Here is a 21672-nt window from a genome sequence, read left to right as displayed (position 1 = left end):
ACCACTCAGAGGTAGCGCTTCATGAAATCCAGCACGGCCAGGGCCCGGTACGTGTTCTGGAAGTTCGAAATGCCCAGTTCCAGAGAGCGTCTGAAGCCGCCGTTGGGATTCTGCAGCTGGCGTATGAACCAGATGTGCCTCCTCGGGCAGCCTGGGGTTTCACCCTGAAGTTCCAGCCCCCTGGCCGCGTAGAAGGTCGGCTCCAGGTACGGGGGCAGGCTGTAGGGGACCTCGGTGAAACCGCCCCAGTCACCGCAGAACTCGCAGTTCCTGAAGTGAGGACTCTTGGGTGGCCTGTAGCCGAGGGCCCGGAGTGTGTGGATTGCCTGGTAGGTCATCGTCGTCGTTGGCCCCTTAACGCCGTACCCGTTGCCGTTTCTGAACCTCATGACGAAGGTTCTTATGGCGTCCCTCTCATCGGCGCTGAACTCGTACCCTATGGCTTTAAACGCCTTGACCACCCAGTAGGTTGCCTCCAGCGGTGTTGCCGTTCCGAACTCCTCACTTCCGCCGAGACCGACGGCAAATTTGCCTTCCAGCGGGTTGTACTTGGTAAAAACGATGTCAATGTGCTCCATCGCAACGTCCTCCGCCCCCAACATGGCCAGCCCTTCAAAGGCCATTGCTATCGCCACCACAGCGGTCTGGGGCTGTATTGCCCTTTCCAGGAACTCCACCGTCCTTTCTTTCTCGGGAATCTCAAGGCCGAGGAGGTCGTAAATTTTGATGGCATAGTACGTGTCATTGACGTTGGTATCGTCCAGAACGCTGACGAAGCAGTAGCCACCGTCCTCATGGCGTCTTTCCTCTATGTACCTGATGAGCGAATCAGCGTTAATGAATCGTCCAATTTCATAAAGCTTCGAGCCCATTCCACCGCCTCCTGAAGTTTTGACGGAGAACAGGCGTCATCAGCCCTCTCGGGCGGTTCGGCTCGAAGCCCGGGCGGACGCCATCGCCCGTAAGACCCTCCAGAGGGTGATTAAAAACTTTTGTGGTGCAACCGGCTAATCACCTAAAAGCTTAATAAGTCTGGGGAGAGCCTTTTTCTGTGATGAAATAATGGAGTTCATAGCCTTCACATACGTCGGCAACTTCATAAGTGATGGCCTGATAAAAGAAGTTGTCTTTGACGTATTCGACGGGGCTAACAGATTCTTTGAGGAGAACAGTCTTCCCCTGAGGTTTCTCTACGTTGGAAAGCTCAAGCTCGAGCCGGGTTATCTGATAGACATATACACCCCCGAAGGGAAAATCCGCGCCTATCCCCTCGAGGTTCTTACGGAGGTTCTCCACGCCCGGCTGCTCAACGAAATAGAGGGCAGGTCGGACATCAGGATGAACAAAATATTTGCCCTAACCACGTTTCCCCTCGTTTCTCGCAACCCATACCTGGACTTCTTCGAGAAGTTCATGGGAATCCACAAAACCCACGGCGAGCTCAGGGTAATGGTTCTATCCATGAATCCCTTTGAACCCCCTGAACTCTCACGGCTATTTGGAGGTTCCGATGAAGGGGAGAAAACCCGTCTGTGGGCGGGGCTGGAAATCTTTAAAACCCGCCTTCTCAAGGGTATCCTTCACGAGATTGGCCACAGCTTTGGCCTTGAGCACTGTCCCAACAACTGCGTCATGAACTCTCCGTCCAGTATGGACGAGTGGGACTCCATCACGATCGGTTACTGCGACTCCTGTTTTATCAGCCTTAAGCGGGCCGTCGAGTGGTCCGGCTTCACCCTTGAGAACAGATAGATCACTGACTTTGGCAAAAGGTTATTAGGAGCCGTGAAAAACTACATAGTTGGGTGAGAGAACATGAGGCTTCCCGCTCATAAGACGAAGATTGTGGCCACCATCGGACCCGCGTCCCTCAAGAGCGAAACGATCGAGGCAATGATAAAGGCAGGAATGGGTGTGGCGCGTATAAACTTTGCCCACGGAGACCTGGAGCAGCACGCCCGCACCATTGAGCTGGTGAGGAAGGCGGCTCGAAGGCTGAACCGCCCCGTGGCGATTCTTGGCGATCTTCCGGGGGTAAAAATCCGCGTTGGCGAGATTGCTGGCGGTTCAGTGACCCTCAGAAGGTGGCAGACGGTAACGCTCACCACCAGGGATGTGGTCGGCAACGAAGGCCTTATTCCGGTCCAGTTCAAGGACTTTCCGAAGATGGTTTCCAGGGGAGACGTCATCTACCTGAGCGACGGTTTTATCGCCCTCCGCGTGGAGGAAGTCCACGATACCGACGTGGTCTGTAAAGTCCTGGTTGGGGGAACCCTCTTTTCCCACAAGGGCATAAACGTTCCGAAGGCAAGGATTGCAATAGACGCGGTGACCGAGAGTGACCTCCGGTTCATAGAGTTCGCCATTGAACACGGCGTCGATGCAATAGGCATAAGCTTCGTCGGCTCGGCGTATGACATTCTGAAGGTGAGGCGCTTTGTTGAGGAAAAAGGCGGCAGGATGTTTATCATTGCAAAGATAGAGCGGCCAGACGCCGTCAGGAACTTCGATGAGATCCTCCGCGCCGCCGATGGCATAATGATAGCGCGCGGCGACCTCGGGGTTGAGATGCCCATAGAGAAGCTTCCCATCCTTCAGAAAAAGCTCATCCACAAAGCCAACGTCGCCGGCAAGCCCGCCATTACCGCGACGCAGATGCTCGAGAGCATGACCGAGGAGAAGCTCCCCACGAGGGCCGAAGTCACCGACGTCGCCAACGCCATCCTTGACGGTACGGACGCGGTGATGCTCTCGGAGGAAACGGCGGTCGGCAGATATCCCGTCGATGCCGTGAGGATGATGGCCAGGATAGCCAAGACTATCGAGGCGTACAGGGATTCCCTCTGGTCCGCGCGCATAGTGGAGTGGAAGATGAGCGAGTGGAAGGGCAGGATGCCCAGGAAAGGCACCATAAAGGACACGATAGCGAGGAGCATCATTGAGGCTCTTAACTCGATGGACATCAAGCACATCCTCACCCCGACGAGGACGGGCGAGACCGCGAGGCTCATCTCGCGCTTCAAGCCGAAGCAGTGGGTCCTCGCCTTCGTGCAGGACGAATGGGTTGGCAACACGCTGATGTTCTCCTACGGCGTCTATCCATTCGTCGTGGAGGAGACCAGCGAGGAGGAGATACTACGCCTGATACGCGGTCTCGGTCTCGTCAAGGAGAACGACACGATTCTGCTAACGAAGGGAACCCCGATAGGAAAGACCGTGGGGACTAACACGATAAGAATATTCTCCGTTTAGCTTTTCCTTCTTTTAGTCTGCTCTCCAGTCCTGAGGGGCAAGCTTTCGGGAGAAAAAAGAAAGAGGATTCCGTCACTTCCCCGCTATCTTCACGTTCTCAAACTTCACGAAGGGCGTTATGATGGTCGTCATGAAGGGCATTACCGTCTGCTCCTTCGAAACTTCACTCGCCTGCTTCAGCAGCTCGTAGATGTTGCCCGCAACGAGGAAGACGCTCGCCCCCCTGACCTCTCCGTCCTCGATGAGGAACGCCGGGTTGGCGGTGACGGCGAAGTTTCCGTTGTCGGGGTTGCTTGAGTGGGCGCCCTGGAAGCCGTCGACGAAGTAGCCGTGCTCGATTTCGGATATCATATCCTCCAGCGAGCGCTTTCCGTTCTCGATGACCATGCTGTGGAACCCGATGTTTATTCCCCCGCTGTTCAGGTCGCGCTTGCCGTTTCCGGTGCTCTCGGTGCCGTGGACCTTTGCCCAATAGTTGTCCCAGACAAAGCCCTTGAAGGTTCCGTTCTCGATGAGGACGTTCTTCCTCGTCGGGATGCCCTCACCGTCCGCTATGGCTGGCTCGATGGCGAGCGGATGGAACGGGTCGTCGTATATCGTGAGCACGTCGCTGGCTATCGTCTCCCCGACCTTTTCTGCCAGAGGTGTCGTCTCCTTAACCAGGCGCTCACCGCTGAAGGCCGGGAAAAGTGCGTAGCTGAAGAGCCCCGCCATTGCCCAGGGGCCGAGTATTATCGGAACCTCCTCGTTCCTGCTAGCCGTGACGCTGTACGCCCACCTGACCTTCTGAACCGCCCTCTCGACGACCCCGTCAACGTCCAGGTTGAGGTCCCTCCTGGCATCGAAGTCGAAGATTCCGGGAGTTACAACGTCGCCCTTCCTTCCGACGAGTTCGATGAAGAAGAAGGCCGCTCCGCCCTCCTGGAAGACGTCTATTCCGTGGGAGTTGACGATGTGGCGCTCCTCCCACGAAACGCCGCCCTCTCCGCCCGCCACGATGACGTTCTCGTCCTTCTCACGGGCGAGTTTTATGCCGCGGACGAGCATCTCAACGAGCTGATCCGGGGAGGCATCCTTCAGCTCGTAGTTGGGCTTCGGCTTCTCCCGGTATTTGCCGGGCTCGGGCAGGGAGACCCACTTCTCGTCCCTGCTGTTCAGCTTCGCCATCTTCGCCGCCTGCTCTATGGCCTCCCTTATCCTGGCCGGCTCGTCACTGTCGATTATGGCCAGTCCGAGGCGCTTGTCCTTTATTCCGCGGAGTATCGTAACCGCCCCGCTCCTAGTGGAGGCCATCGAAATCTCGTTGAGCTCGACGTTGGCGGTCACATCCTTGGAGCGGTAAACGGCAATCTCAAGCTCGTCGAAAAACTTCTCGCCGTACCTTATGAGTTCTTCCATCTTCACCACCTCACCCGATGAGGATTCCTCCGTCAAAGCGCATGTGCGGTCCACCTGAGCTTACAAAGGCCGTCTGTCCCTTTCCGCAGAAGCCGACCTCAAGACCGAAGTCCCTGCCGACGGCTGAAATCTTCTTCAGGGCCTCGATGGCAACTCCGGTAATCGAGGTGTCCCTTATCGACTCGGCGATTTCACCGTTCCTGATGACGTAGCCCTCCTGGACGCCAACCTGGAAGGCGCTGTTGAGCTGGGCCTGACCGCCGCGGAAGTCAACGACGTAGTAGCCGAACTTGATGTCCTCGATGAGCTCCTCGAAGCTGTGGTCTCCGGGCTCGAAAATCGTGTTCCTCATCCTGATTATCGGCGCATAGCGGTAGCTCTCGGCCCTCGCGTGACCGTTCGGCTCCATGCCCCACTTTGCAGCGTACTCGCGGTTGAGCATTATCTCCTTGAGAATGCCGTTCTCGATGATGCGTATGTCCCTCACCGGGACGCCCTCATCGTCGTACCTGTCGTTTCCGAAGCCACCCTCAACGTAGCGCTCGCTCATCGTGACGTATTCAGGAGCAATCTGCTTTCCGATGAGATCCTTGAAGGGTGAGTTTACGGTTAAGTCGGCCTCCGCGAGGTGACCGAGTGCCTCGTGGGCGATGATTCCAACGACGATTGGCCCCGCAACGATGGGGAACTCGCCGCGCTTCGGGGCAATGCCCTTCAGCTGGCTGTGCATCTTCCTGAGGAGCCTCTCGGTAACCTTTTCGTTTGGCTCAACGTCGGTCATGAGCTCCCAGCCGTAGTCCACGGCGCCTATGCTGTCCCTGGCCATGGCCAGCTTTCCGTCCGCCTTTCCGGTGACGTAGGTTCCCTGGTAGAGGTAGTTGTAGTCCCACTCTATGCGCGTTCCCTCGCTGGTGAGGAGGATTTTTTGCCCGCCGCCGTCCTCGTAGCGGACATGGACGCTCTTAACGGCCTCGTCCTCCTTGAGGAGCCTCTCCAGCTCCCTCAGGTGGGCAACCTTCTCCTCTATGTCAACTTCCCCTGGCTTGACCTTCATTTTGCTCTTCACGAAGTCCTCGACCGGCTTTATCTCGGCCAGCTCTATCTTTTCCCTCTTGGTCTCGGCGGCAGCTTTGGCGAGCTTGTAGGCTTCCTCAATTTTCCTCTCGAGGTTCGAGAGGTCGCTGGTTGAGGCAAACCCCCACGCTCCATCGGCCAGAACCCTGATGGCAACACCCCTGTTCAGCTTCCCCGTAAAGCTGGTAAAAACACCGTCCTTGAGGCCGAGCGTGGTTTTCCTCAGGTCCTCGTAGCGGAGCTCGATGTACTCGGCTTTCAGGTTCTCCTCAGCCCACTTAAGGGCCCTTTCAAGTGCCTCCATGGTCACCACCGTAGATGTTTGTTCAATCAGTGGTATCGAGGGCCCCATATAAAAGCCTTTTGAGCCTTTCGATGGAGGTCGAAACCCGATATGGGTTATTACCTGGTTATAGAACAGAAGTCAAACAACATCGGCTGTAGACGTTTGTTCCTAACGAAAGTGTTATATATGATGAGTGAAAACAACTTAATGCAGGAATATACCTGAACTCGTTGGTGATCAGTGAGGAGGTATGGAACGGTTGCCTCTCATCTGTGCGTTGCGTAGTGCTGTTTTGAAACAGGCACGAGCGTGGTCCACTCGTAATGGGTTCGTAATTGGGGGTGGAAGCATGGAGGGAATTAGATTTCACGCGTTAATCTCCTTCCTTTTCCTCCTTGGTCATTTCCTTTATTTGAGGGAAGTTTACTCCCCCGCGGGGGCGCTCGCAGGAGCTTTCATAACCGTGGCATTCCTGTACCTCGTCCCCGTGGTGCTGGTGAGGGTTATCGAAAGAAAGCACTCCCTCCTATGCGGGCTCCTTGTTGCAACCGCATGGGAGTTTCTGCTCGGGGGTATTGCAAAGGCGCTGGCATTTCCAGCGTGGGGGAGTTTTCTGATGGCAGGGATTGGAGGGGCTATCGTTGTCATAGTCCTCGTAATCAGGGGCGAGAATGTTGGGAGCCCGGTGAAAACCTGACGGTATCTTTGGTATCCCGGAATTCGGGGTGGTTGGTCTGGCTCCTTGGAAGAGTTCCTCAAGAAACTACAGCAGGGGGCTGGCATGTGTGGGTTTCTGCCGTAATGGACCATGTGACGGAGAGGAGGGTTATAAATGCGGGTCAATAACCCCTGGCCCCTAGAAGCGTACAGAAGGAACTATTCCACTTCCCTTACGTCATTTTTCAAAAGACTCTCCGGCTACTTGGCTGCGTCCTTAGTTGTGGCCCTCTACGGGAAGATGGGAACGGCCATCGTCGTTCTTACGGCCCTGCTGGCCATCGACCTCGTGATGACTCTGGCCTTTGTCCGTTTGCACGGTGAAGACAGCCGGGCATGAACCGGCAATCTTTTTATTTTTCGTTGTGGATTTTCCCACATGAAGGCCGAAATCAAGAACCTCATAGACAGGGGCACCTATCGGAAGCTCCCCCTCTTCGAAGGAGAGCTCCCTGAGGGAAGCTACGCCCAGATAGTCGAGGTCAAGCCAAAGCAGACCGTCAAAAAGCACTACCACCTCCACCAGTACGAGCTGTTCTACATCATGAGCGGCGAGGCAAGGCTCGGCATCGGCGAGACTGAATACCTCGCGAGGCCCGGCGACATCTTTCTCGTCAAACCCAAAACGGTCCACTGGGTCATCAATGAGAGCGACGAACCCTTCAGGCTCTTCGTGGTGAAGCTGAACTACAGGGGCGACGACTCGGCGTGGCTGGAGGAATAAACTCCTCCTCCATTTTTGCGGGTATTCTCTGTCTTTAGAGCACAATAAGCGGATAAGAAAAAGTGGAAGCCCCTCAGAGCTTTCCGGCCAGGTAGAGCATCATGGAGTGCTTGAACAGCTCCTTTTTGTCGTCGTCGACAAGCGTCTCAACGGCCTTCAGAAGAACCGGAACTTTCTGATAGGGAGTGTATGCCGGCGGAACTTCTCTGCCGAGCTCTAGGAGGCCATAAACGCCCATCATTGCGGACTTGACTGAGTACTCAACGGTAAAGACACACTCACCGGGCACCTCCACATACTGGCCCATCAATGCCAGGTTGGCGTAGTTCTCTGGAATGACGGGTGGCCTATCACCCGGCTTCCTCGGCATGAAGTGGGCGGTGATGTACGGCATCATGGCAGTGCGGACGTTTATGACGTCCTCCATAAGCTCGTCCTTCTTATCGAGCCAGCCGAGATGGTAGAGCAGCTCTAGGAATATCTCCCTGCCGGTCGCCTGACTCATCGGCTTCTTGATGTAGTCGCCTTCCTTATCGACGAAGAGACCGTAGCCCCAGAGGACGGTGACGTCATCGGGCTGATTCCTGAAGTGAGGCTGTCTGAAAGCCACGATGGACATCAGCCAGGAGGAGTCCTTGAAGGTGACGAGGCCGCCTGTTCCGGTCCTGTTGCCGGTGAACTCCTCCAGCATTCTGAGGAACCTGTCGCCTTTGAAGGTTATTGTGAAGGACTCCCACTTGGTTCTGTCTATGTTGCCCGCAAAGACCTCTGGGTTTCCTAGGGACGGGTCCTTCTCCACGAGCCTCTTCCAGAGCGCCCAGCTGTCACCCTCTCCCCTGTTGAGAACCGGTGGGTGATCGAGGTCGCCGTAGGTGGAGTTGTCCACCATCGAGCCGAGGGTTATGAAGACGAGGTCTTTCTCGCCAACTTCTATCACGCCATCGCCCTTCTGCCCCTTGGTGTAGAGCTTTGTCACGTATTTCTTGCCCTCCCTCTCCTCTATTTCGACATCCACCACTTTGGTTCCCATGAGGAAATTAACGCCACGCTCCTGGAGCCACTTCTGTATCGGCAGGATTATCGAGTCGTACTGGTTATAGGGGGTTCTCTTGACGCCCTCTATCCTGTTGAGGCCGGGAACGAGGTGCATGAAGCGGAGCATGTAGCGCCTCATCTCGGCCACACTGTGCCAGGGCTGGAAGGCGAACATCGTGGCCCAGAAGTACCAGAAGTTGGTCTTGAAAAAGTCCTCCGAGAACCACTGCTCTATTGTTATGCCGGCCAGCTTCTCCTCTGGGGTCAGGATAAGCTCGTTCATCTCGTTAAGATGTCTGAAACTTAGTTCATATTTGCTGAAATCAACCTTCTTACCGGGTGTCCCAACGAGACGGCACTTGGAAGAGCCAACGTATTCTCTGTTGAATTCGACGACCTCGTCGAGGATGGTCTTCTCAGGATCGTCGAGGGAGGGTATGCTCCCGAGAAGGTCCCATGTCGCTTCATAGTGCTCCTCGAACATCCTGCCACCCCTGAGCAGGTAGCCATTCTCGGGGTCTCCAGAACCGTCGAGGCAGCCGCCGTTGAGCGGGGTCTTCTCGATGATGTAGATGTTCTCCCCAGGCATTCTGGCGTCCCTGATAAGGAAAACCGCCGCAGCTAGAGAGGCTATTCCTCCTCCGACCAGGTATGCTTTTCTCTCCCTTATGTCCGGTATCTTCCTGGGGGTTACACGTTTGTAGTTCAACATATTCCTCACCCAGACATGTCGTATTTAGACATGATGATTTCAATCATAATGGGAACCTTAAAAAGATTTCCCTCCAATGTTCGGTGGGATGAACCGATGACCGAGCGCGTCATAGGTATCCTCGGGGGCATGGGGCCGCTCGCAACGGTCGAGCTCTTCAGGCGGATAGTCGAGAAGACCCCTGCAAAGCGCGACCAGGAGCACCCGAGGATAATCATCTACAACAACCCGAAGATACCGGACAGGACGGCCTTCATACTGGGGAAGGGGGAGGACCCGAGGCCCGAGCTCACAGACAGCGCGCGAAAGCTCGAAAGCTGGGGCGCGGACTTCATCATAATGCCCTGCAACACCGCCCACTTCTTCGCCGAGACAATTCAGAGGGCGATAAACATCCCCCTCGTAAGCATGGTTGAAGAGACGGCGGAAGCGGTCAAGAGGATGGGCCTCAGGAAGGTCGGTCTCCTCGCGACGGACGGCACGATAAAGGGGCTCGTCTACCACAGGGCGCTGTTATCTCACGGGGTGGAGATTGCCGTTCCGGGCAGGAAGGACCAGGAGCTCGTTATGAGGGGAATCTACGAGGGTGTCAAGGCCGGGAACGTTGAGCTGGGGAGGAAGCTCCTCCTGGACGTGGCCAGAAGGCTCGAGCGCAGGGTCGACGGGATAATAGCCGGCTGCACGGAGGTCAGCGTTGCCCTGAAGCCCGAAGACCTCAGCGTCCCGCTCATCGATCCGCTCGACGTGATAGCGGAGAGGGCCGTGAGGCTTGCCCTCGGCCTGGAGGAACTCCGAGCTCGATGACCATTCCGGAGTGGAGCTTGTGGAAGCGCCCGCGGCAGATCTTCAGAAAGGCTATACCAGCCTCAACCCGGCGCTCTGGCCGGTGTCGAAGAGGATTCTCTTTCCACCCTTTTCCACAAGGAAACTCACCCCGTGCGGTGCAAGATAGGCTTTCGTAGCCAGAATAGTCCTCGACAAGGACGTGTATTCGCATGGGTTTCACTGGAGGAATTAGGGAAAGGGGGAGTTATAGTTTTCGGCCGAAACCCCTTAAAACCCTCCCGCGAAGTTAGCCCGGTGGTGAGTATGGAGATAGGTGTCGTTGGAAAGCCAAACGTTGGAAAGTCGACCTTTTTCTCAGCGGCTACTCTCGTTGACGTTGACATTGCCAATTATCCGTTCACTACGATAGACGCGAACGTTGGGGTCACCTACGCGATAACGGATCACCCCTGCAAAGAGCTCGGCTGCCAGCCAAACCCCCAGAACTACGAGTACCGTGATGGGAAGGCGCTTATCCCGATAAAGATGATTGACGTTGCCGGACTGGTTCCCGGGGCTCACGAGGGGCGCGGACTGGGCAACAAGTTCCTCGATGACCTCAGAATGGCCTCGGCTTTAATCCACGTCGTCGATGTTACCGGAAAGACCGACGCCGAGGGCCAGCCGACCGACCACCACGACCCCGTGGAGGACATAGAGTTTCTTGAGAGGGAGATAGACTACTGGATCTACGGCATCCTCCACAAGAACTGGGAGAAGTTCGCGAAGAGGATAAAGCTCCAGCACCTAAAGCTCGCCCAGGCAATAGCGGACCAGCTGACGGGAATAGGTGTGAGTGAGGAGGATGCCTTCGAGGCCATCCACAAGCTCGGCCTGGACAACGACCCAACCAAGTGGAGCGATGAAGACCTGCTGGCCTTCGTCCGCGAGCTGAGGAAGATAAACAAGCCGATAATAATTGCCGCCAACAAGGCGGACGCGGCGGCCGACGCTCAGATAGAGCGCCTGATAACGAAGGGGAAGAGCAGGGGGTATATAGTCGTCCCGACGAGTGCGGCGGCGGAGCTGACGCTGAGAAAGGCGGCAAAGGCGGGATTCATCGACTACGTCCCCGGTTCGAGCGACTTCAAAATCCTTAAGCCGATGAGTGGAAAGCAGGAGAAGGCGCTCATGCTCATAAAGGAGAAGGTCCTCGACCGCTTCGGCTCCACTGGAGTCCAGGAGGTAATAAACCGGGCAACGTTTGAGCTCCTGAAGCTCATCCCCGTCTACCCTGTGGAGGACGAGCACAAGCTCACCGACGGGTTCGGAAACGTCCTGCCCCACGTCCACCTGCTTCCGAAGGGTTCAACCCCCAGGGCCCTGGCATACAAGGTTCACACCGACCTCGGGAAGACCTTCCTCTACGCGGTGAACGCGAGAACCCACAGGCGCGTTGGAGAAGACTACGAGCTGGAGTTCAATGACATCATCAAGATAGTTGCCACCGCCCGCTAACCTTACCTTCTTCCCATTTTCTCGCGGATGAGTTCTTGGTAGAGCCTCGGCTCAACGTCATCCTCTGTGAGGCCGAGCCTTCCGGCGATTTCCCATATCCTGCGCTTGGCTTCTTCCACGTTGTCCGAGATGACCTCGATGTCCAGGAAGTCCCCCAGCCCAGCTACCTCGTTCAGCTCGAAGGTAACGCCATCCAGCCGGTAAACGAGGCGGCGTTTCCTGATCCAAATATCCTCCCTGAACCCGAGGCGCTTCAGGATCTCGACGGTCCCGTCGAAGTCCGAAACCTCCACTTCGATCTCGTCGAACTCCTCGTTTCGCCCGGGGTCGGCTATGCGCTTGTAGGTTAAGAAAGACCTCCCAAGGTTCGAGAGTCTCCGAACCCGAAGAAGCTCATGTGGAGGAAGGGAGAAATAGAGATCCTCCTGGAGCTCCTCCTGCACGAAGTCCGCACCGAGGGATTCTATAGCAGCCCTGGCCTGATTGAAGTCGATGCGAAACTTTACCTCGATCTCCATTAGACGCTCACCAGGAATCCCGCTAAGCTATCCCCCTTGACGAATTCATTCACAGGGAACACTTCCACCCTTTTCAGTGTGGGCATGACCTGTATGGTCTCCTCCACGAATTTGTTAATCTGCTCCCCGTTCTCACCGCCGATTATAGCCACAACACCGTCCTTATCGCTCCGTGCAACAGCGAGCACGTTGGGAAGCAGGGACAGGGTTTTCATAAGGTACTGAATGTACCTTTCCAGGAAATCCTCAATAATGGGAGTCTCGGCCTGAACGTAGACAATAGCAAGGGTTTTGGGCCGCAACTGCTCACCGAGCACTATGGTATATTTTTCAATAAAACTCCTCTCCTGGAGTTTCTTTATTCTGAAATGTATGGTGGATTCCGGGCGATTTAGCCTCTCTGCTATTTCTGATATCGTAAGCCTCGCGTCCTCTTTGAGCAGACGGAGTATCGCTCTATCGAGGTCATCCAGCTGAACCATTCTCATTCCCCCACCTAGGGTAGATTTGATTATCAATCCCAAGGACATCTAGGATTTTTCCTATTATAAAGTTTGTTATATCGTCCAAAGTTTTGGGTTTTGTGTAAAATCCTGGGGATGCTGGCATCACCACCGCTCCAGCTTGGGTAACCCTCACCATATTTTGTAGATGCACCAAGCTCAGCGGTGTCTCCCTAACGAGCAGGACAAGCTTTCGCCTCTCTTTTAGCGCCACATCCGCCGCCCTGACGATCAAATTGTCGGCGTAGCCGTTCGCGATTGCCGAAAGGGTCTTCATAGAGCAAGGGGCTATCACCATGGCGTCGAAGGGATGTGAGCCGGACGCTATAGGGGCGAAGAGGTCGCTTTCAAGGTAATCCGGTTTGAAATCCTCGCCAGTCTCGTGCCGGAGTACCGCGAGGCCCATCCTTGAGGCCACGGTGATGACCTCGTGTCCCGTTTCCCTCAGCACATCGATGAGCCTGAGCCCATAGACCGCGCCACTGGCCCCTGTTATCGCGACTACCACCTTCATCCATCACACCAACGAAACTACGTGCCGCCCGTTTTAACGTTTTCTGGACGCTTTGGGGCGGTAAGTTTTTATGTCCCCACGAATATCCAAGACGGTTGGTGAGCATGGGGAGGGAGATTCCTGAAGTTTTAATAAACAGTGCGATAGGGATTGTGAGGGAGCTGGGGGGCAAGGCCCTCGTCATTCTGGAGGATATCGACCCCGAGAGGCTTCGAGACGCAGGCGTTACCATAGTTATAGTAGGTTCCTCCTTCGACGTTGAGGAGGAGATGGTCAAGCGGGTCTCGATACCCCAGAATCTCGACCTGAACAACATCCTGAACCTCATATCCGCGTTTCTGATAGAACACGACATCCTTGGAGAGGGCGAGTCCTTCGTCTACGTCACCCGGGAGATGATAGGGATAAAGACCGTCAAAAAGAACATATCCGCCATGAGAGGATTTTTTGCCCAGAATCAGAGCGTGCTCCAGCGGCTGCTTGAGATAACCATAGAACTGAGCGTGGAAGGCCGCGAGGGAACGCCCGTTGGGACGATATTCGTCATCGGCGACACCAGGCGCGTTCTCAGGCACTCCCATCAGCTCATCCCGAACCCGTTCAAGGGGCACAGGGTCAACGTTCTGGACAGAGACAGCAAGGAGATAATCAAGGAGTTCGCCCAGCTGGACGGGGCGTTTATAGTCCGCGACGACGGCAGGATCGCGGCCGCCGGCCGCTACCTGGAGGTCGAGCCGAAGGTCATAGACCTCATGCTTCCACCGGGCCTGGGGAGCAGGCACATAGCGGCCGCGGGAATAACCAAGCTCACCAAGGCCATGGCAATAAGCCTCTCAGAGAGCGGGACGATAAGGATATTTAAGAACGGCCTCATGCTCCTGGAGTACAACCCGCGGATAAGGTACTGATCGGGTGTCATCACATTCTTCCACCCCATTTCAAGCCCCTCGACTTTAACCGCCGTTTTCTGTCGAAACAAAGCTCTCAGCGGCCTTGGGAAATCGATTTTAGCATCCTTCGGGCCGTAACTTTTTGTTGCATTCTAGTCAGCACTTGGTAACGAATTTTCTTCGAAGTTCTGAACCGAGGAAGGGCGCTGTTGGAATACACTCCTTCCGTGCACAAACCGGTTCATTTCTGTTTTTCTGTCCTGAAGAGGGTTTTCTAGCGTTTTGGGACGCCGTGAACTAACGGGAAATCACGTGCAGGTTCCTGTTCATTGGGGAGAAAACGGCCCGGGAACGGTGTTTTGGTCCAAACGTGTTCACAAGCCCCTTGAATTCAGGACGTTTGAGGCCCCTTTTCCGGTGGTTTTCAGAAAGGTTTAAATATCCGAGACTGCATAGGCCTTTACTGGGCCAACGGGCGGAATTCCCGCCCTGTTGCAATAAGACTCTGGGAGAATTGAAACAAATAATCGCGGTGACGATAGCGAACGGCACGCGGAGTTGCAATAAGACTCTGGGAGAATTGAAACTACAGCTTTGTAACGTTCTCTGGTGGGGTAAACTCTGTTGCAATAAGACTCTGGGAGAATTGAAACTGTGTTCAAAATTTACTTGAACAGGACTGCGCTGAATAGTTGCAATAAGACTCTGGGAGAATTGAAACGATACTCTTATGTACTGCGAGCTACTGTCGTTTATGCGTTGCAATAAGACTCTGGGAGAATTGAAACGCCTCGACTGGAAGAAGTACGGTAACGATCTTCGCCAGTTGCAATAAGACTCTGGGAGAATTGAAACGAGCTCGGAGAGATCTAGCAGCAGGTCCTTTTCGATGTGTTGCAATAAGACTCTGGGAGAATTGAAACCAGGAATGTGGAAACTTCTATGGACTGGGAGCAGACGTTGCAATAAGACTCTGGGAGAATTGAAACTAATTATGCAATTCAACAATTATGTAATCAAATAACCGGTTGCAATAAGACTCTGGGAGAATTGAAACTCGCTTCGACCGGTGCAAGGTAGATGACGACGGCGTGGGTTGCAATAAGACTCTGGGAGAATTGAAACCGAGAGCCGCGTTCTCCTGCTTGAGCTCTTCGATTTGGTTGCAATAAGACTCTGGGAGAATTGAAACTCCCCAAAGCGATTAGAGAAGCCCTAAACATAAACAAGTTGCAATAAGACTCTGGGAGAATTGAAACCGTGTTTTGATTTGACAAAAGTTCATCCAATAGTGTAGTTGCAATAAGACTCTGGGAGAATTGAAACGTCGAGAGGAAGTTCCAAAGCAGGACGCCGACCAGGTTGCAATAAGACTCTGGGAGAATTGAAACTGTACTTCTTCATCTTCTTGTACTTGCGGTAGCTCAGTTGCAATAAGACTCTGGGAGAATTGAAACCAGAGGTAGTGCATGAGGGCTATGATGACGAGCACGAGTTGCAATAAGACTCTGGGAGAATTGAAACGGATAGGTGGTTGTGGTGGCCGGCCCTGGAGAACCCGTTGCAATAAGACTCTGGGAGAATTGAAACAAGAACAAAATATGGTATCGCTTCTGATGGACCACGTTGCAATAAGACTCTGGGAGAATTGAAACTCAGGCTCGCGATGTTAATCGCGTTATTAATCTCGACGTTGCAATAAGACTCTGGGAGAATTGAAACCGTTTACAGCGGACAGAGGCTCAAGCACATCGTCCTAGTTGCAATAAGACTCTGGGAGAATTGAAACTATATGAGTTCTGACGGCAGGCTGTGGAGGTACTGTGTTGCAATAAGACTCTGGAAGAATTGAAACGACGTGGACGCGACCACCGACGTGGCGAAGGAGCTGGTTGCAATAAGACTCTGGGAGAATTGAAACGGCGCGGGTTTCCATGCTCTTGACTGCCGCGAGGATAGTTGCAATAAGACTCTGGGAGAATTGAAACACCTAGCCGTCTCCCACCTGGGCCTTCTTCCACCAAAGTTGCAATAAGACTCCATGAGAATTGAAACGTCATAAGGTAGTTGCTGAAGGCCATGTAAGCGATTGCGTTGCAATAAGACCCCCAGAGAATTAGGAGACAAAATCAAAGGGAAATCACTCCCATTCTCCCATGTCGAAGGGATACTTCGTCTTCAGCACCGCTATCGTCATCAGTCCCGCGCCTATGTACTCCATTATGATGTCCCTAATCTTGTTGTTTATCGGCTCGTCCACGTGGGGCAGTATGGTGAGCGAGGCGACGAGCTCTATGAACTCCCACAGGACGCCGATTATGAGAAGCGCCCCCATCGAGTACTTGACGATGGTCTTTGCACTCCAGCCCTTGTTGTTGATCCCGGAGTATTCGAGGGCTATCTTGGCGAATATCGTCCACATCATCAGGCCGCCGAGGGAGTGGCCGATGATGTCGCCGTTCTCATAGACGTTGTACAGGTCAACGTTGAGTATTGGAACGTTGAGAAGCGTCACGTGGAACAGGAAGAATATCGCGACGGTTATCATGACGCCGTTGTCGTATATCGGGCTTATCCACGGCCATATCCTTCTGCTCGGGTTGGGATAGAACTTCCTGACGGAGAGGGCGAACAGCAGGATGATCAGGGCGAATATCGAGGTTCTGAGCTGGGTGTCGCTGTTGTGCACTATGGCGTTGACAAAGTCCAGAAAAACCACGAATATTGCCAGCGCCAGTACGACATCCTCCCCACAGCTCAGCTTCCTCTCTTTGTAGAATTCCGACATGGTCCTTCACCTTTAACTAACTGACCTCCTCCCTGCCGTGAGGGGCGAGGGTTCCAGCGAGTTAACCCCTCGCCATTGACGGGGAGGTTTGAGGGGTTCTCATCAGGGCAACCCTCGAAGAGGGTTCTTCGAACCCCTCTGGCCGGGTCTTCGGCCAGTTACCCCTCCTCTGGGCGTAAAGACCGCTCAGATTTGGGGTTATGGTTCCCACCACCGTTTTCAAAATGTTGAAGGCTCCAACTAAGTCAGCGTTGAAAGTAAGCCCCGTTGCGGGACACTTAAACAATCCACGAACGAACCTCGCCCCCTCGTGGGGCTTCCCGCAAACGGGACAGGTCTTTGAAGTGAAAGCCTCATCAACAACCTCAACTACAATACCGTACTCTTCAGCGACTTCTTTTAAACGTTTAATGACCGTGTTAAACCGCCACACGTGAGAGAGGATGAAATTCTGCTTCTTGCCCTTCCCAGGGTTTTGAGCAATTCCCTTTGGATAGCCGACGACGATTTTCGAAACACCCAACTCGTAGAGCCTCTGGACTGTTCCCCTAACTGCGGTATTAATGTAGTGCTTTGCCTGAAGTTTAGCCCCCTCGTGCATTCTTTTGAGCCTTCTGCTCGTCTTAGCACCACTTTTGTTGAGTTTTGATTGATACTCGGCAATCCTCTTCCGCCAGTAGAAGTCAATACTCTTGAGCGGTCTCCCATTCACGAGAAAACTCTGACCATTCTCCACGTAAACGGCCATTAAATTGTTCACTCCAAGGTCAATCCCCGCTGAAAGGTTCCCCTTTGGTTTCCTTGGGAGCTTAACCCATTCCTCACCTTCAAGTTTCTCCTCCACCGTGAAGCTGATGTGAGCATACCACTTGCGTTTAACTTCGTCGTAAATTATTTCTAATCTTCCCTGCTTGCCCTTCAGGTGTATTCTCCCCTTGAACTGGATTTCCAAGCGTTTGAACTTCCCGAGGCCTTTCAATATGAGTTTGCTCCCTTCAATCCGGTACTGGTCGTTTCTCAGGACGATTAAGGGTTTTCTCTTCCCGTCTTTCTTCAAGTAGTTCGGTGGTTTTGGTTTAAGCCACGTGGGGAGTTCTCCGTTCCGCTTCTTTCTTGCAAGGGTGAAGAAGCTTCTCCAAGCCTCGGCGTTCTTTCTCGCTATTTGTTGAACCGTTGCAGAACCGATTTCCTTCTTGAACTCCTCGTAAACGGTTTTTTCAGTCTTGTTGAAGTCCACGATTTGCCCCTGGAAGAACTGCTGCCGCCTGAGGTAGTTTACCCTATTCCAAACTTTGGCTCCAGCGTCGGCTAACTGATGGAGTTTCTCCTCTTGCTCCTTTGATGGTTGGAGTTTGACCGTTACCGAACGCTTCATCTCAAATTGTAGTGTGAATTTTAAGCTTTAAAAAAGTGTTGCTTTCCTGCTGAAGGGCCGGTTGGGTGTTTATTGCATCCCCGCCGTGAACGACGAGGCTTTCAAGAGAAAAATGTAAGATTTATTAGCTTCTTGTGATAATTTTATCCGGGGATATGTGTGGCAAGTAGGAAGAACCCCCGGGACGACGAGGAAGAAAAAATCAGGGACGTTCTCCCGTGGGGAAAATCGAATTTTCTCAGTGATGTTATTGCGGAAAGGAAAAGGGAGCGCAGTGAGGCCCTTGAGATAGTGGAGAATCTCGTTGATCCAAACGTCCTCCCGGATGAGGTTAAGCCCATAATAAAAAAGCCGGATAGGAAGGAGCTGATCGGGGAGTGATGGTCTTCAGTACAGCACAACCTCAACGGTCTCTCCCTCGAGGTACCCCTCGCTGTCCTCTGGGATTTCTATGTACCCGTTGCTCTCCACCAGCGAGCTTATTATTCCGCTGCCCTTCTTCTTGATCGGTCTGGCTTCTCCGTTCTCGTACCGGACCTTGACGAACTCGTGCCTTCCGAGCTGGCTCGAAACGCGCTCGGTGAGCCTTGCCCGAACCCGGACCTCGTAGTCCCTAGTCCCCACCAGCTTCGCAAGGGCGTGCTTGACGTAGAGGTGGAACTGGGCGAAGACAGCTACCGGATAACCGCTCATTATGAAGACCCCCTCACCGTAGCCTACCGGCCTTCCGGGCTTTATCGTCGTACCGTGGAAGAGCAGTTTGACGAAGCGGTGGGCGAAATCCTTATCGCCGAAGGCGGAGCCGCCCGTGACGAGGACGAGGTCGCACTCTCCCCCTGCCCTCTCTATTGCAGACCTGATGGCACCTTCATCGTCTGGAACGACGCCATAGAAAACCGGCTCGCCGAAGTACTGCCGCACCAGCCCCATGAGCATAGTCGAGTTGCTCTCCATAATCTTCCCGGCCTTCAGCGCGCCTTCATCGAATTCCTCGATGAGCTCGTCGCCGGTGACGATTATCCCGACGCGGGGCTTCCTCTTGACCTTCACGCTCCTGAAGCCGATGCTCTTGAGGAGCGCAAGGTCTTGGGGCCTTAAAACCTGCCCCTTCCGCAGGATCACCTCGCCCTTCTTCACGTCCTCTCCCGCGAAGGCCACGTTCTGGCCCGGGGCAACCGGCCGGAGAACCCTTATGACCTCTCCCTCGCGCTCGACCATCTCCTGCATGATGACGGCATTCGCTCCCTCCGGCATCTTCGAGCCCGTCATTAGCTTCACCACCGTGCCGGGCTCAACCCTCGCTCCGCTCTCCTCCCCAGCGACTATCTCGTCCACGACCCTGAGTTCAACCGGACTGTACTCCCTCGCCGGGAATGTGTCCTCCGCCCGGAGGGCATAGCCGTCGACGGCCGAGCGGTCGAAGGGCGGGCTGTCTATCGGCGAAACCACGTCCTCGGCAAGAACCCTGCCGAGCGCCTCGTCGAGCGGAACCTCCTCAAGCTCTGGAATCTCGCTCAGATCGTCGAGGAGGAGCTTCAGGGCCTCGCGGTAGGGAGTGAGGCGCTTGAATTCCCTCATTTTTACACCTCCAGTGTTTTTAGGAAATCCACCCTCTTGAAGTCAGAGTCGAAGGTGGCTATCTTCTCAATTCCATAAGCCTGGCAGGTCAGGACTATCTGGGCGTCAGACGGCATCAGGTGGTACTTTTCCATGATCGTCCTTAAAGCGTTAGTCTGTGGGGAATCCTGGAGCACCACAATCCCGCTTTCGTTTATTAATCCGTCCAGCGCATCGATGACGGGCTTAAACGGGGCCCAGCCGTTTTTCCTTATAAACTTCCGCAGGCTGTGTTTCCCCTTTATCCCGAACCTCTGCCGTCCGAAAGCCATTGCAAGGGCTCCGAGTGATTCCCTGTAAACTATCGTGGACGTCACGCTGGTAGAGGGACCGCTTAGAACCATCTCCGCGAAATCTGCATTCGGGCCGTTCAGGATATACTCTACAAGAATGGACGTATCAATGAAAACCACGTCCCTCAAATCTCCTCAGCCTCCTCAATGGCCCACTGGATTGTCTCTTTATCGAACGTCCCAAGGACTCCCCTGAACTTCCGAAGACCCCTAAGCTTCTCCTCCTTTTGGTCAGAGGGGGCTTTTTTTACATCGCCAATGTTCTCCATCGGTATCACCACTTCGTATTGGCTGGAAATGATTTAAGGTTACTCCCCTCCGTGCTTCAGCACGTGGCCGGCCTCGTTGAGGATGATCTTTATTCCTGTCTTAGCCGCCCCGAGGCTTCCCGGCAGGCAGAAGACCGCCATTGCTCTCCCCGAGCTACGGATTACCCCAGCTGTCGCTCTCGTCATGACCGCGGCCGTTCCTATCTCCTCGTAGCTGAGGAGCCTGAATACTTCACCGAAGCCGGTAAGCTCTTTGTCGAACAGCGGTCTTAGGCTCTCTATCGTCACGTCCCTGCTCGCGATTCCAGTTCCGCCCGAGGTAACAACCACATCGGCACCTTTCTCGAAGGCCTCAACGACGGCCCCTATTATAGCCATCTTTTCGTCGGGCACGACCGCGTAGTAAACCTTCTCATGTCCTGCCTTCTCCAGCTCCTCGATGAGAAACTTCCCGCTCTTATCCTCCTTCTCCCCCCTGCTCGCGGTGTCGCTAACGGTTATGACCGCGAAGCGGAACTTTTTTGGGGCCTTTCTCTTGTGTTCCTCCGTTCCCATATTACCACCCGATTAAGCTTGTTCCCGAACTTAATAACCTTTCAGCAAACGGAAGCGTTTAACGGGAAGGGTTATATTTCGAGGCGCCGGGGAGAAAGTCATGGAGTTCAAACACTTTATCCTCCCATTCGATGAGCCGATGCTCGCCCTCAGCAATGCGCCCCACAGGGGAGGCCTTACGAGGGCCAACGGCTTCTTCTTCATGATGGTTCACAAGAACTACTCCGGCGACTACAGGGCTGATTGCCTCGCCTTCGAGTGGGAGAACGACCTTGAGAACTTCGTTGGCTTCATGACGGCCGCCGACGTGGCGAAGGTTTTATCGGTGGTGAAGAGCGGGAGCGTTACGGCCTACATTACCGCTGGAATCACCAATCCGGCGATAGCAGGCGACGTACCGCCTCCCTGGGAGCCGGGGACGATAAACATCGCGCTCGTGATAAACGAGGGACTAACCGTTGGTGCTATGACCAACGCGATAATGACGGCAACCGAGGCGAAAAGCTACACACTGCTGAGGCTTGGCTACAACGCGACGGGGACGACGAGCGATGGAATCGGCGTCTTCGCTTTCGAAGGGGAAAAGGAGTGGGCAGGAACCGCGACGGAGCTTGGAATGAACATCGGAAAAGCCGTCAGGAAGGCACTTGAGGAGAGCATTGCAAAGTGGGAGATGACGAGAAGTGTTAAATAACTCCATCACCTATTGGGTTTTGGTGAGATCAGGAGGACGTTGAGACTCAGGTCGAGAGGTTGTTCCTTAACGCTCAGAACCTTCTGCTGAAGCTACGATTAAAGAGGCCCTCTGAGAGTAAACCTACTCTTGAGGACGTGGAAAAGGTTGTCCGGGAGGAACTAACGGTTGATGA

General features: G+C 54.2%; 22 protein-coding genes, 1 CRISPR repeat array and 1 riboswitch. Of the genes, 9 read left to right on the top strand and 13 right to left on the bottom strand.

Annotated elements, in window-relative coordinates:
• Positions 1 to 5: 5 nt before the first annotated feature.
• Positions 6 to 872, bottom strand: coding sequence for a hypothetical protein (locus tag E3E42_RS02950; protein ID WP_167902650.1), 867 nt, complete (start codon positions 870 to 872; stop codon positions 6 to 8).
• Positions 873 to 895: 23 nt separating this feature from the next.
• A riboswitch (Fluoride riboswitch) is annotated at positions 896 to 969 on the bottom strand.
• A gap of 93 nt (positions 970 to 1062) precedes the next feature.
• On the opposite strand from E3E42_RS02950, the gene E3E42_RS02945 reads away from it, so the two are divergent.
• Positions 1063 to 1752 (top strand): peptidase M54, encoded by a 690-nt coding sequence (locus tag E3E42_RS02945; RefSeq protein ID WP_167902649.1) that lies wholly within the window; start codon positions 1063 to 1065, stop codon positions 1750 to 1752.
• Between the two features lie 63 nt (positions 1753 to 1815).
• Entirely contained in the window at positions 1816 to 3252 is a 1437-nt protein-coding gene (gene pyk / locus E3E42_RS02940) for a pyruvate kinase (protein WP_167902648.1), read from the top strand.
• Between the two features lie 72 nt (positions 3253 to 3324).
• Here the strand turns inward: pyk and E3E42_RS02935 are convergent, their stop codons facing one another.
• Positions 3325 to 4650: a TldD/PmbA family protein gene (locus E3E42_RS02935; RefSeq protein ID WP_167902647.1), complete on the bottom strand. Its 1326-nt coding sequence runs from the start codon at positions 4648 to 4650 to the stop codon at positions 3325 to 3327.
• Positions 4651 to 4660: 10 nt separating this feature from the next.
• Entirely contained in the window at positions 4661 to 6028 is a 1368-nt protein-coding gene (locus E3E42_RS02930) for a TldD/PmbA family protein (protein ID WP_167902646.1), read from the bottom strand.
• Between the two features lie 331 nt (positions 6029 to 6359).
• Between E3E42_RS02930 and E3E42_RS02925 the strand changes: the two genes are divergently transcribed.
• Both E3E42_RS02925 and E3E42_RS02920 read left to right on the top strand, forming a co-directional pair.
• Positions 6360 to 6707 (top strand): hypothetical protein, encoded by a 348-nt coding sequence (locus tag E3E42_RS02925; RefSeq protein ID WP_167902645.1) that lies wholly within the window; start codon positions 6360 to 6362, stop codon positions 6705 to 6707.
• Positions 6708 to 7106: 399 nt separating this feature from the next.
• Complete coding sequence (locus tag E3E42_RS02920; RefSeq protein ID WP_167902644.1) at positions 7107 to 7451, top strand: cupin domain-containing protein; 345 nt, start codon at positions 7107 to 7109, stop codon at positions 7449 to 7451.
• 73 nt (positions 7452 to 7524) lie between these two features.
• On the opposite strand, the gene E3E42_RS02915 is transcribed toward E3E42_RS02920, so the two are convergent.
• Complete coding sequence (locus E3E42_RS02915; protein ID WP_167902643.1) at positions 7525 to 9198, bottom strand: oleate hydratase; 1674 nt, start codon at positions 9196 to 9198, stop codon at positions 7525 to 7527.
• A gap of 96 nt (positions 9199 to 9294) precedes the next feature.
• Here E3E42_RS02915 and E3E42_RS02910 point away from each other — a divergent pair, with 96 nt between their 5' ends.
• Entirely contained in the window at positions 9295 to 10002 is a 708-nt protein-coding gene (locus E3E42_RS02910; RefSeq protein WP_167902642.1) for an aspartate racemase, read from the top strand.
• 285 nt (positions 10003 to 10287) lie between these two features.
• Positions 10288 to 11481: a redox-regulated ATPase YchF gene (locus E3E42_RS02905; protein ID WP_167903088.1), complete on the top strand. Its 1194-nt coding sequence runs from the start codon at positions 10288 to 10290 to the stop codon at positions 11479 to 11481.
• 2 nt (positions 11482 to 11483) lie between these two features.
• Here the strand turns inward: E3E42_RS02905 and cyaB are convergent, their stop codons facing one another.
• Genes cyaB through E3E42_RS02890 form a run of 3 tightly spaced genes read right to left on the bottom strand, consistent with a single transcriptional unit; the run spans position 11484 to position 13016 of the window.
• A complete protein-coding gene (cyaB, locus tag E3E42_RS02900) occupies positions 11484 to 11999 on the bottom strand; it encodes a class IV adenylate cyclase (protein WP_167902641.1) in 516 nt (171 codons plus the stop codon).
• On the bottom strand, positions 11999 to 12487 hold the full coding sequence (locus E3E42_RS02895) for an Lrp/AsnC family transcriptional regulator (RefSeq protein WP_206205979.1): 489 nt from the start codon (positions 12485 to 12487) through the stop codon (positions 11999 to 12001). Before E3E42_RS02895 ends, cyaB begins: the two co-directional genes overlap by 1 nt.
• Entirely contained in the window at positions 12465 to 13016 is a 552-nt protein-coding gene (locus tag E3E42_RS02890; protein ID WP_167902640.1) for a UbiX family flavin prenyltransferase, read from the bottom strand. The genes E3E42_RS02895 and E3E42_RS02890 overlap by 23 nt, the downstream gene beginning before the upstream one ends.
• A gap of 104 nt (positions 13017 to 13120) precedes the next feature.
• Here E3E42_RS02890 and E3E42_RS02885 point away from each other — a divergent pair, with 104 nt between their 5' ends.
• Complete coding sequence (locus tag E3E42_RS02885) at positions 13121 to 13924, top strand: diadenylate cyclase (protein WP_148883609.1); 804 nt, start codon at positions 13121 to 13123, stop codon at positions 13922 to 13924.
• Positions 13925 to 14397: 473 nt separating this feature from the next.
• A CRISPR array of direct repeats spans positions 14398 to 16029; the repeat unit is 30 nt; unit sequence GTTGCAATAAGACTCTGGGAGAATTGAAAC.
• A 17-nt stretch (positions 16030 to 16046) separates the two neighbouring features.
• Here E3E42_RS02885 and E3E42_RS02880 read toward each other — a convergent pair.
• Positions 16047 to 16694, bottom strand: a complete 648-nt coding sequence (locus E3E42_RS02880; protein ID WP_167902639.1) for a hypothetical protein — start codon at positions 16692 to 16694, stop codon at positions 16047 to 16049.
• A gap of 61 nt (positions 16695 to 16755) precedes the next feature.
• Positions 16756 to 18069, bottom strand: a complete 1314-nt coding sequence (locus E3E42_RS02875) for an RNA-guided endonuclease TnpB family protein (RefSeq protein WP_167902638.1) — start codon at positions 18067 to 18069, stop codon at positions 16756 to 16758.
• A 159-nt stretch (positions 18070 to 18228) separates the two neighbouring features.
• Here E3E42_RS02875 and E3E42_RS02870 point away from each other — a divergent pair, with 159 nt between their 5' ends.
• Positions 18229 to 18450 (top strand): hypothetical protein, encoded by a 222-nt coding sequence (locus E3E42_RS02870; protein ID WP_167902637.1) that lies wholly within the window; start codon positions 18229 to 18231, stop codon positions 18448 to 18450.
• Between the two features lie 6 nt (positions 18451 to 18456).
• Here the strand turns inward: E3E42_RS02870 and glp are convergent, their stop codons facing one another.
• From glp to E3E42_RS02850, 4 genes are read right to left on the bottom strand one after another with little or no spacing between them, the layout of a single operon-like run.
• A complete protein-coding gene (gene glp, locus E3E42_RS02865; RefSeq protein WP_167902636.1) occupies positions 18457 to 19647 on the bottom strand; it encodes a gephyrin-like molybdotransferase Glp in 1191 nt (396 codons plus the stop codon).
• 2 nt (positions 19648 to 19649) lie between these two features.
• On the bottom strand, positions 19650 to 20099 hold the full coding sequence (locus tag E3E42_RS02860) for a PIN domain-containing protein (protein WP_370519603.1): 450 nt from the start codon (positions 20097 to 20099) through the stop codon (positions 19650 to 19652).
• Positions 20100 to 20104: 5 nt separating this feature from the next.
• Complete coding sequence (locus tag E3E42_RS02855; protein WP_167902634.1) at positions 20105 to 20257, bottom strand: hypothetical protein; 153 nt, start codon at positions 20255 to 20257, stop codon at positions 20105 to 20107.
• A 30-nt stretch (positions 20258 to 20287) separates the two neighbouring features.
• Positions 20288 to 20803 carry a molybdenum cofactor biosynthesis protein B gene (locus E3E42_RS02850; protein WP_167902633.1) on the bottom strand — a complete coding sequence of 172 codons (516 nt, stop codon included), beginning with the start codon at positions 20801 to 20803 and terminating at the stop codon, positions 20288 to 20290.
• A 100-nt stretch (positions 20804 to 20903) separates the two neighbouring features.
• Here E3E42_RS02850 and E3E42_RS02845 point away from each other — a divergent pair, with 100 nt between their 5' ends.
• Positions 20904 to 21497, top strand: coding sequence for an adenosylcobinamide amidohydrolase (locus E3E42_RS02845; protein WP_167902632.1), 594 nt, complete (start codon positions 20904 to 20906; stop codon positions 21495 to 21497).
• Positions 21498 to 21672: the final 175 nt, after the last annotated feature.

Source organism: Thermococcus sp. JdF3 (assembly GCF_012027495.1).
Classification (GTDB): Archaea; Methanobacteriota_B; Thermococci; order Thermococcales; family Thermococcaceae; genus Thermococcus.
This window is presented reverse-complemented; position numbering and strand designations above follow the sequence as displayed.

Bases quoted from the DNA above. Each gene is read 5' to 3' on its own strand.
- E3E42_RS02950 (WP_167902650.1), bottom strand. From the start codon at position 872: ATGGGCTCGAAGCTTTATGAAATTGGACGATTCATTAACGCTGATTCG.
- E3E42_RS02945 (WP_167902649.1), top strand. From the start codon at position 1,063: ATGGAGTTCATAGCCTTCACATACGTCGGCAACTTCATAAGTGATGGC.
- pyk (WP_167902648.1), top strand. From the start codon at position 1,816: ATGAGGCTTCCCGCTCATAAGACGAAGATTGTGGCCACCATCGGACCC.
- E3E42_RS02935 (WP_167902647.1), bottom strand. From the start codon at position 4,650: ATGGAAGAACTCATAAGGTACGGCGAGAAGTTTTTCGACGAGCTTGAG.
- E3E42_RS02930 (WP_167902646.1), bottom strand. From the start codon at position 6,028: ATGGAGGCACTTGAAAGGGCCCTTAAGTGGGCTGAGGAGAACCTGAAA.
- E3E42_RS02925 (WP_167902645.1), top strand. From the start codon at position 6,360: ATGGAGGGAATTAGATTTCACGCGTTAATCTCCTTCCTTTTCCTCCTT.
- E3E42_RS02920 (WP_167902644.1), top strand. From the start codon at position 7,107: ATGAAGGCCGAAATCAAGAACCTCATAGACAGGGGCACCTATCGGAAG.
- E3E42_RS02915 (WP_167902643.1), bottom strand. From the start codon at position 9,198: ATGTTGAACTACAAACGTGTAACCCCCAGGAAGATACCGGACATAAGG.
- E3E42_RS02910 (WP_167902642.1), top strand. From the start codon at position 9,295: ATGACCGAGCGCGTCATAGGTATCCTCGGGGGCATGGGGCCGCTCGCA.
- E3E42_RS02905 (WP_167903088.1), top strand. From the start codon at position 10,288: ATGGAGATAGGTGTCGTTGGAAAGCCAAACGTTGGAAAGTCGACCTTT.
- cyaB (WP_167902641.1), bottom strand. From the start codon at position 11,999: ATGGAGATCGAGGTAAAGTTTCGCATCGACTTCAATCAGGCCAGGGCT.
- E3E42_RS02895 (WP_206205979.1), bottom strand. From the start codon at position 12,487: ATGAGAATGGTTCAGCTGGATGACCTCGATAGAGCGATACTCCGTCTG.
- E3E42_RS02890 (WP_167902640.1), bottom strand. From the start codon at position 13,016: ATGAAGGTGGTAGTCGCGATAACAGGGGCCAGTGGCGCGGTCTATGGG.
- E3E42_RS02885 (WP_148883609.1), top strand. From the start codon at position 13,121: ATGGGGAGGGAGATTCCTGAAGTTTTAATAAACAGTGCGATAGGGATT.
- E3E42_RS02880 (WP_167902639.1), bottom strand. From the start codon at position 16,694: ATGTCGGAATTCTACAAAGAGAGGAAGCTGAGCTGTGGGGAGGATGTC.
- E3E42_RS02875 (WP_167902638.1), bottom strand. From the start codon at position 18,069: ATGAAGCGTTCGGTAACGGTCAAACTCCAACCATCAAAGGAGCAAGAG.
- glp (WP_167902636.1), bottom strand. From the start codon at position 19,647: ATGAGGGAATTCAAGCGCCTCACTCCCTACCGCGAGGCCCTGAAGCTC.
- E3E42_RS02850 (WP_167902633.1), bottom strand. From the start codon at position 20,803: ATGGGAACGGAGGAACACAAGAGAAAGGCCCCAAAAAAGTTCCGCTTC.
- E3E42_RS02845 (WP_167902632.1), top strand. From the start codon at position 20,904: ATGGAGTTCAAACACTTTATCCTCCCATTCGATGAGCCGATGCTCGCC.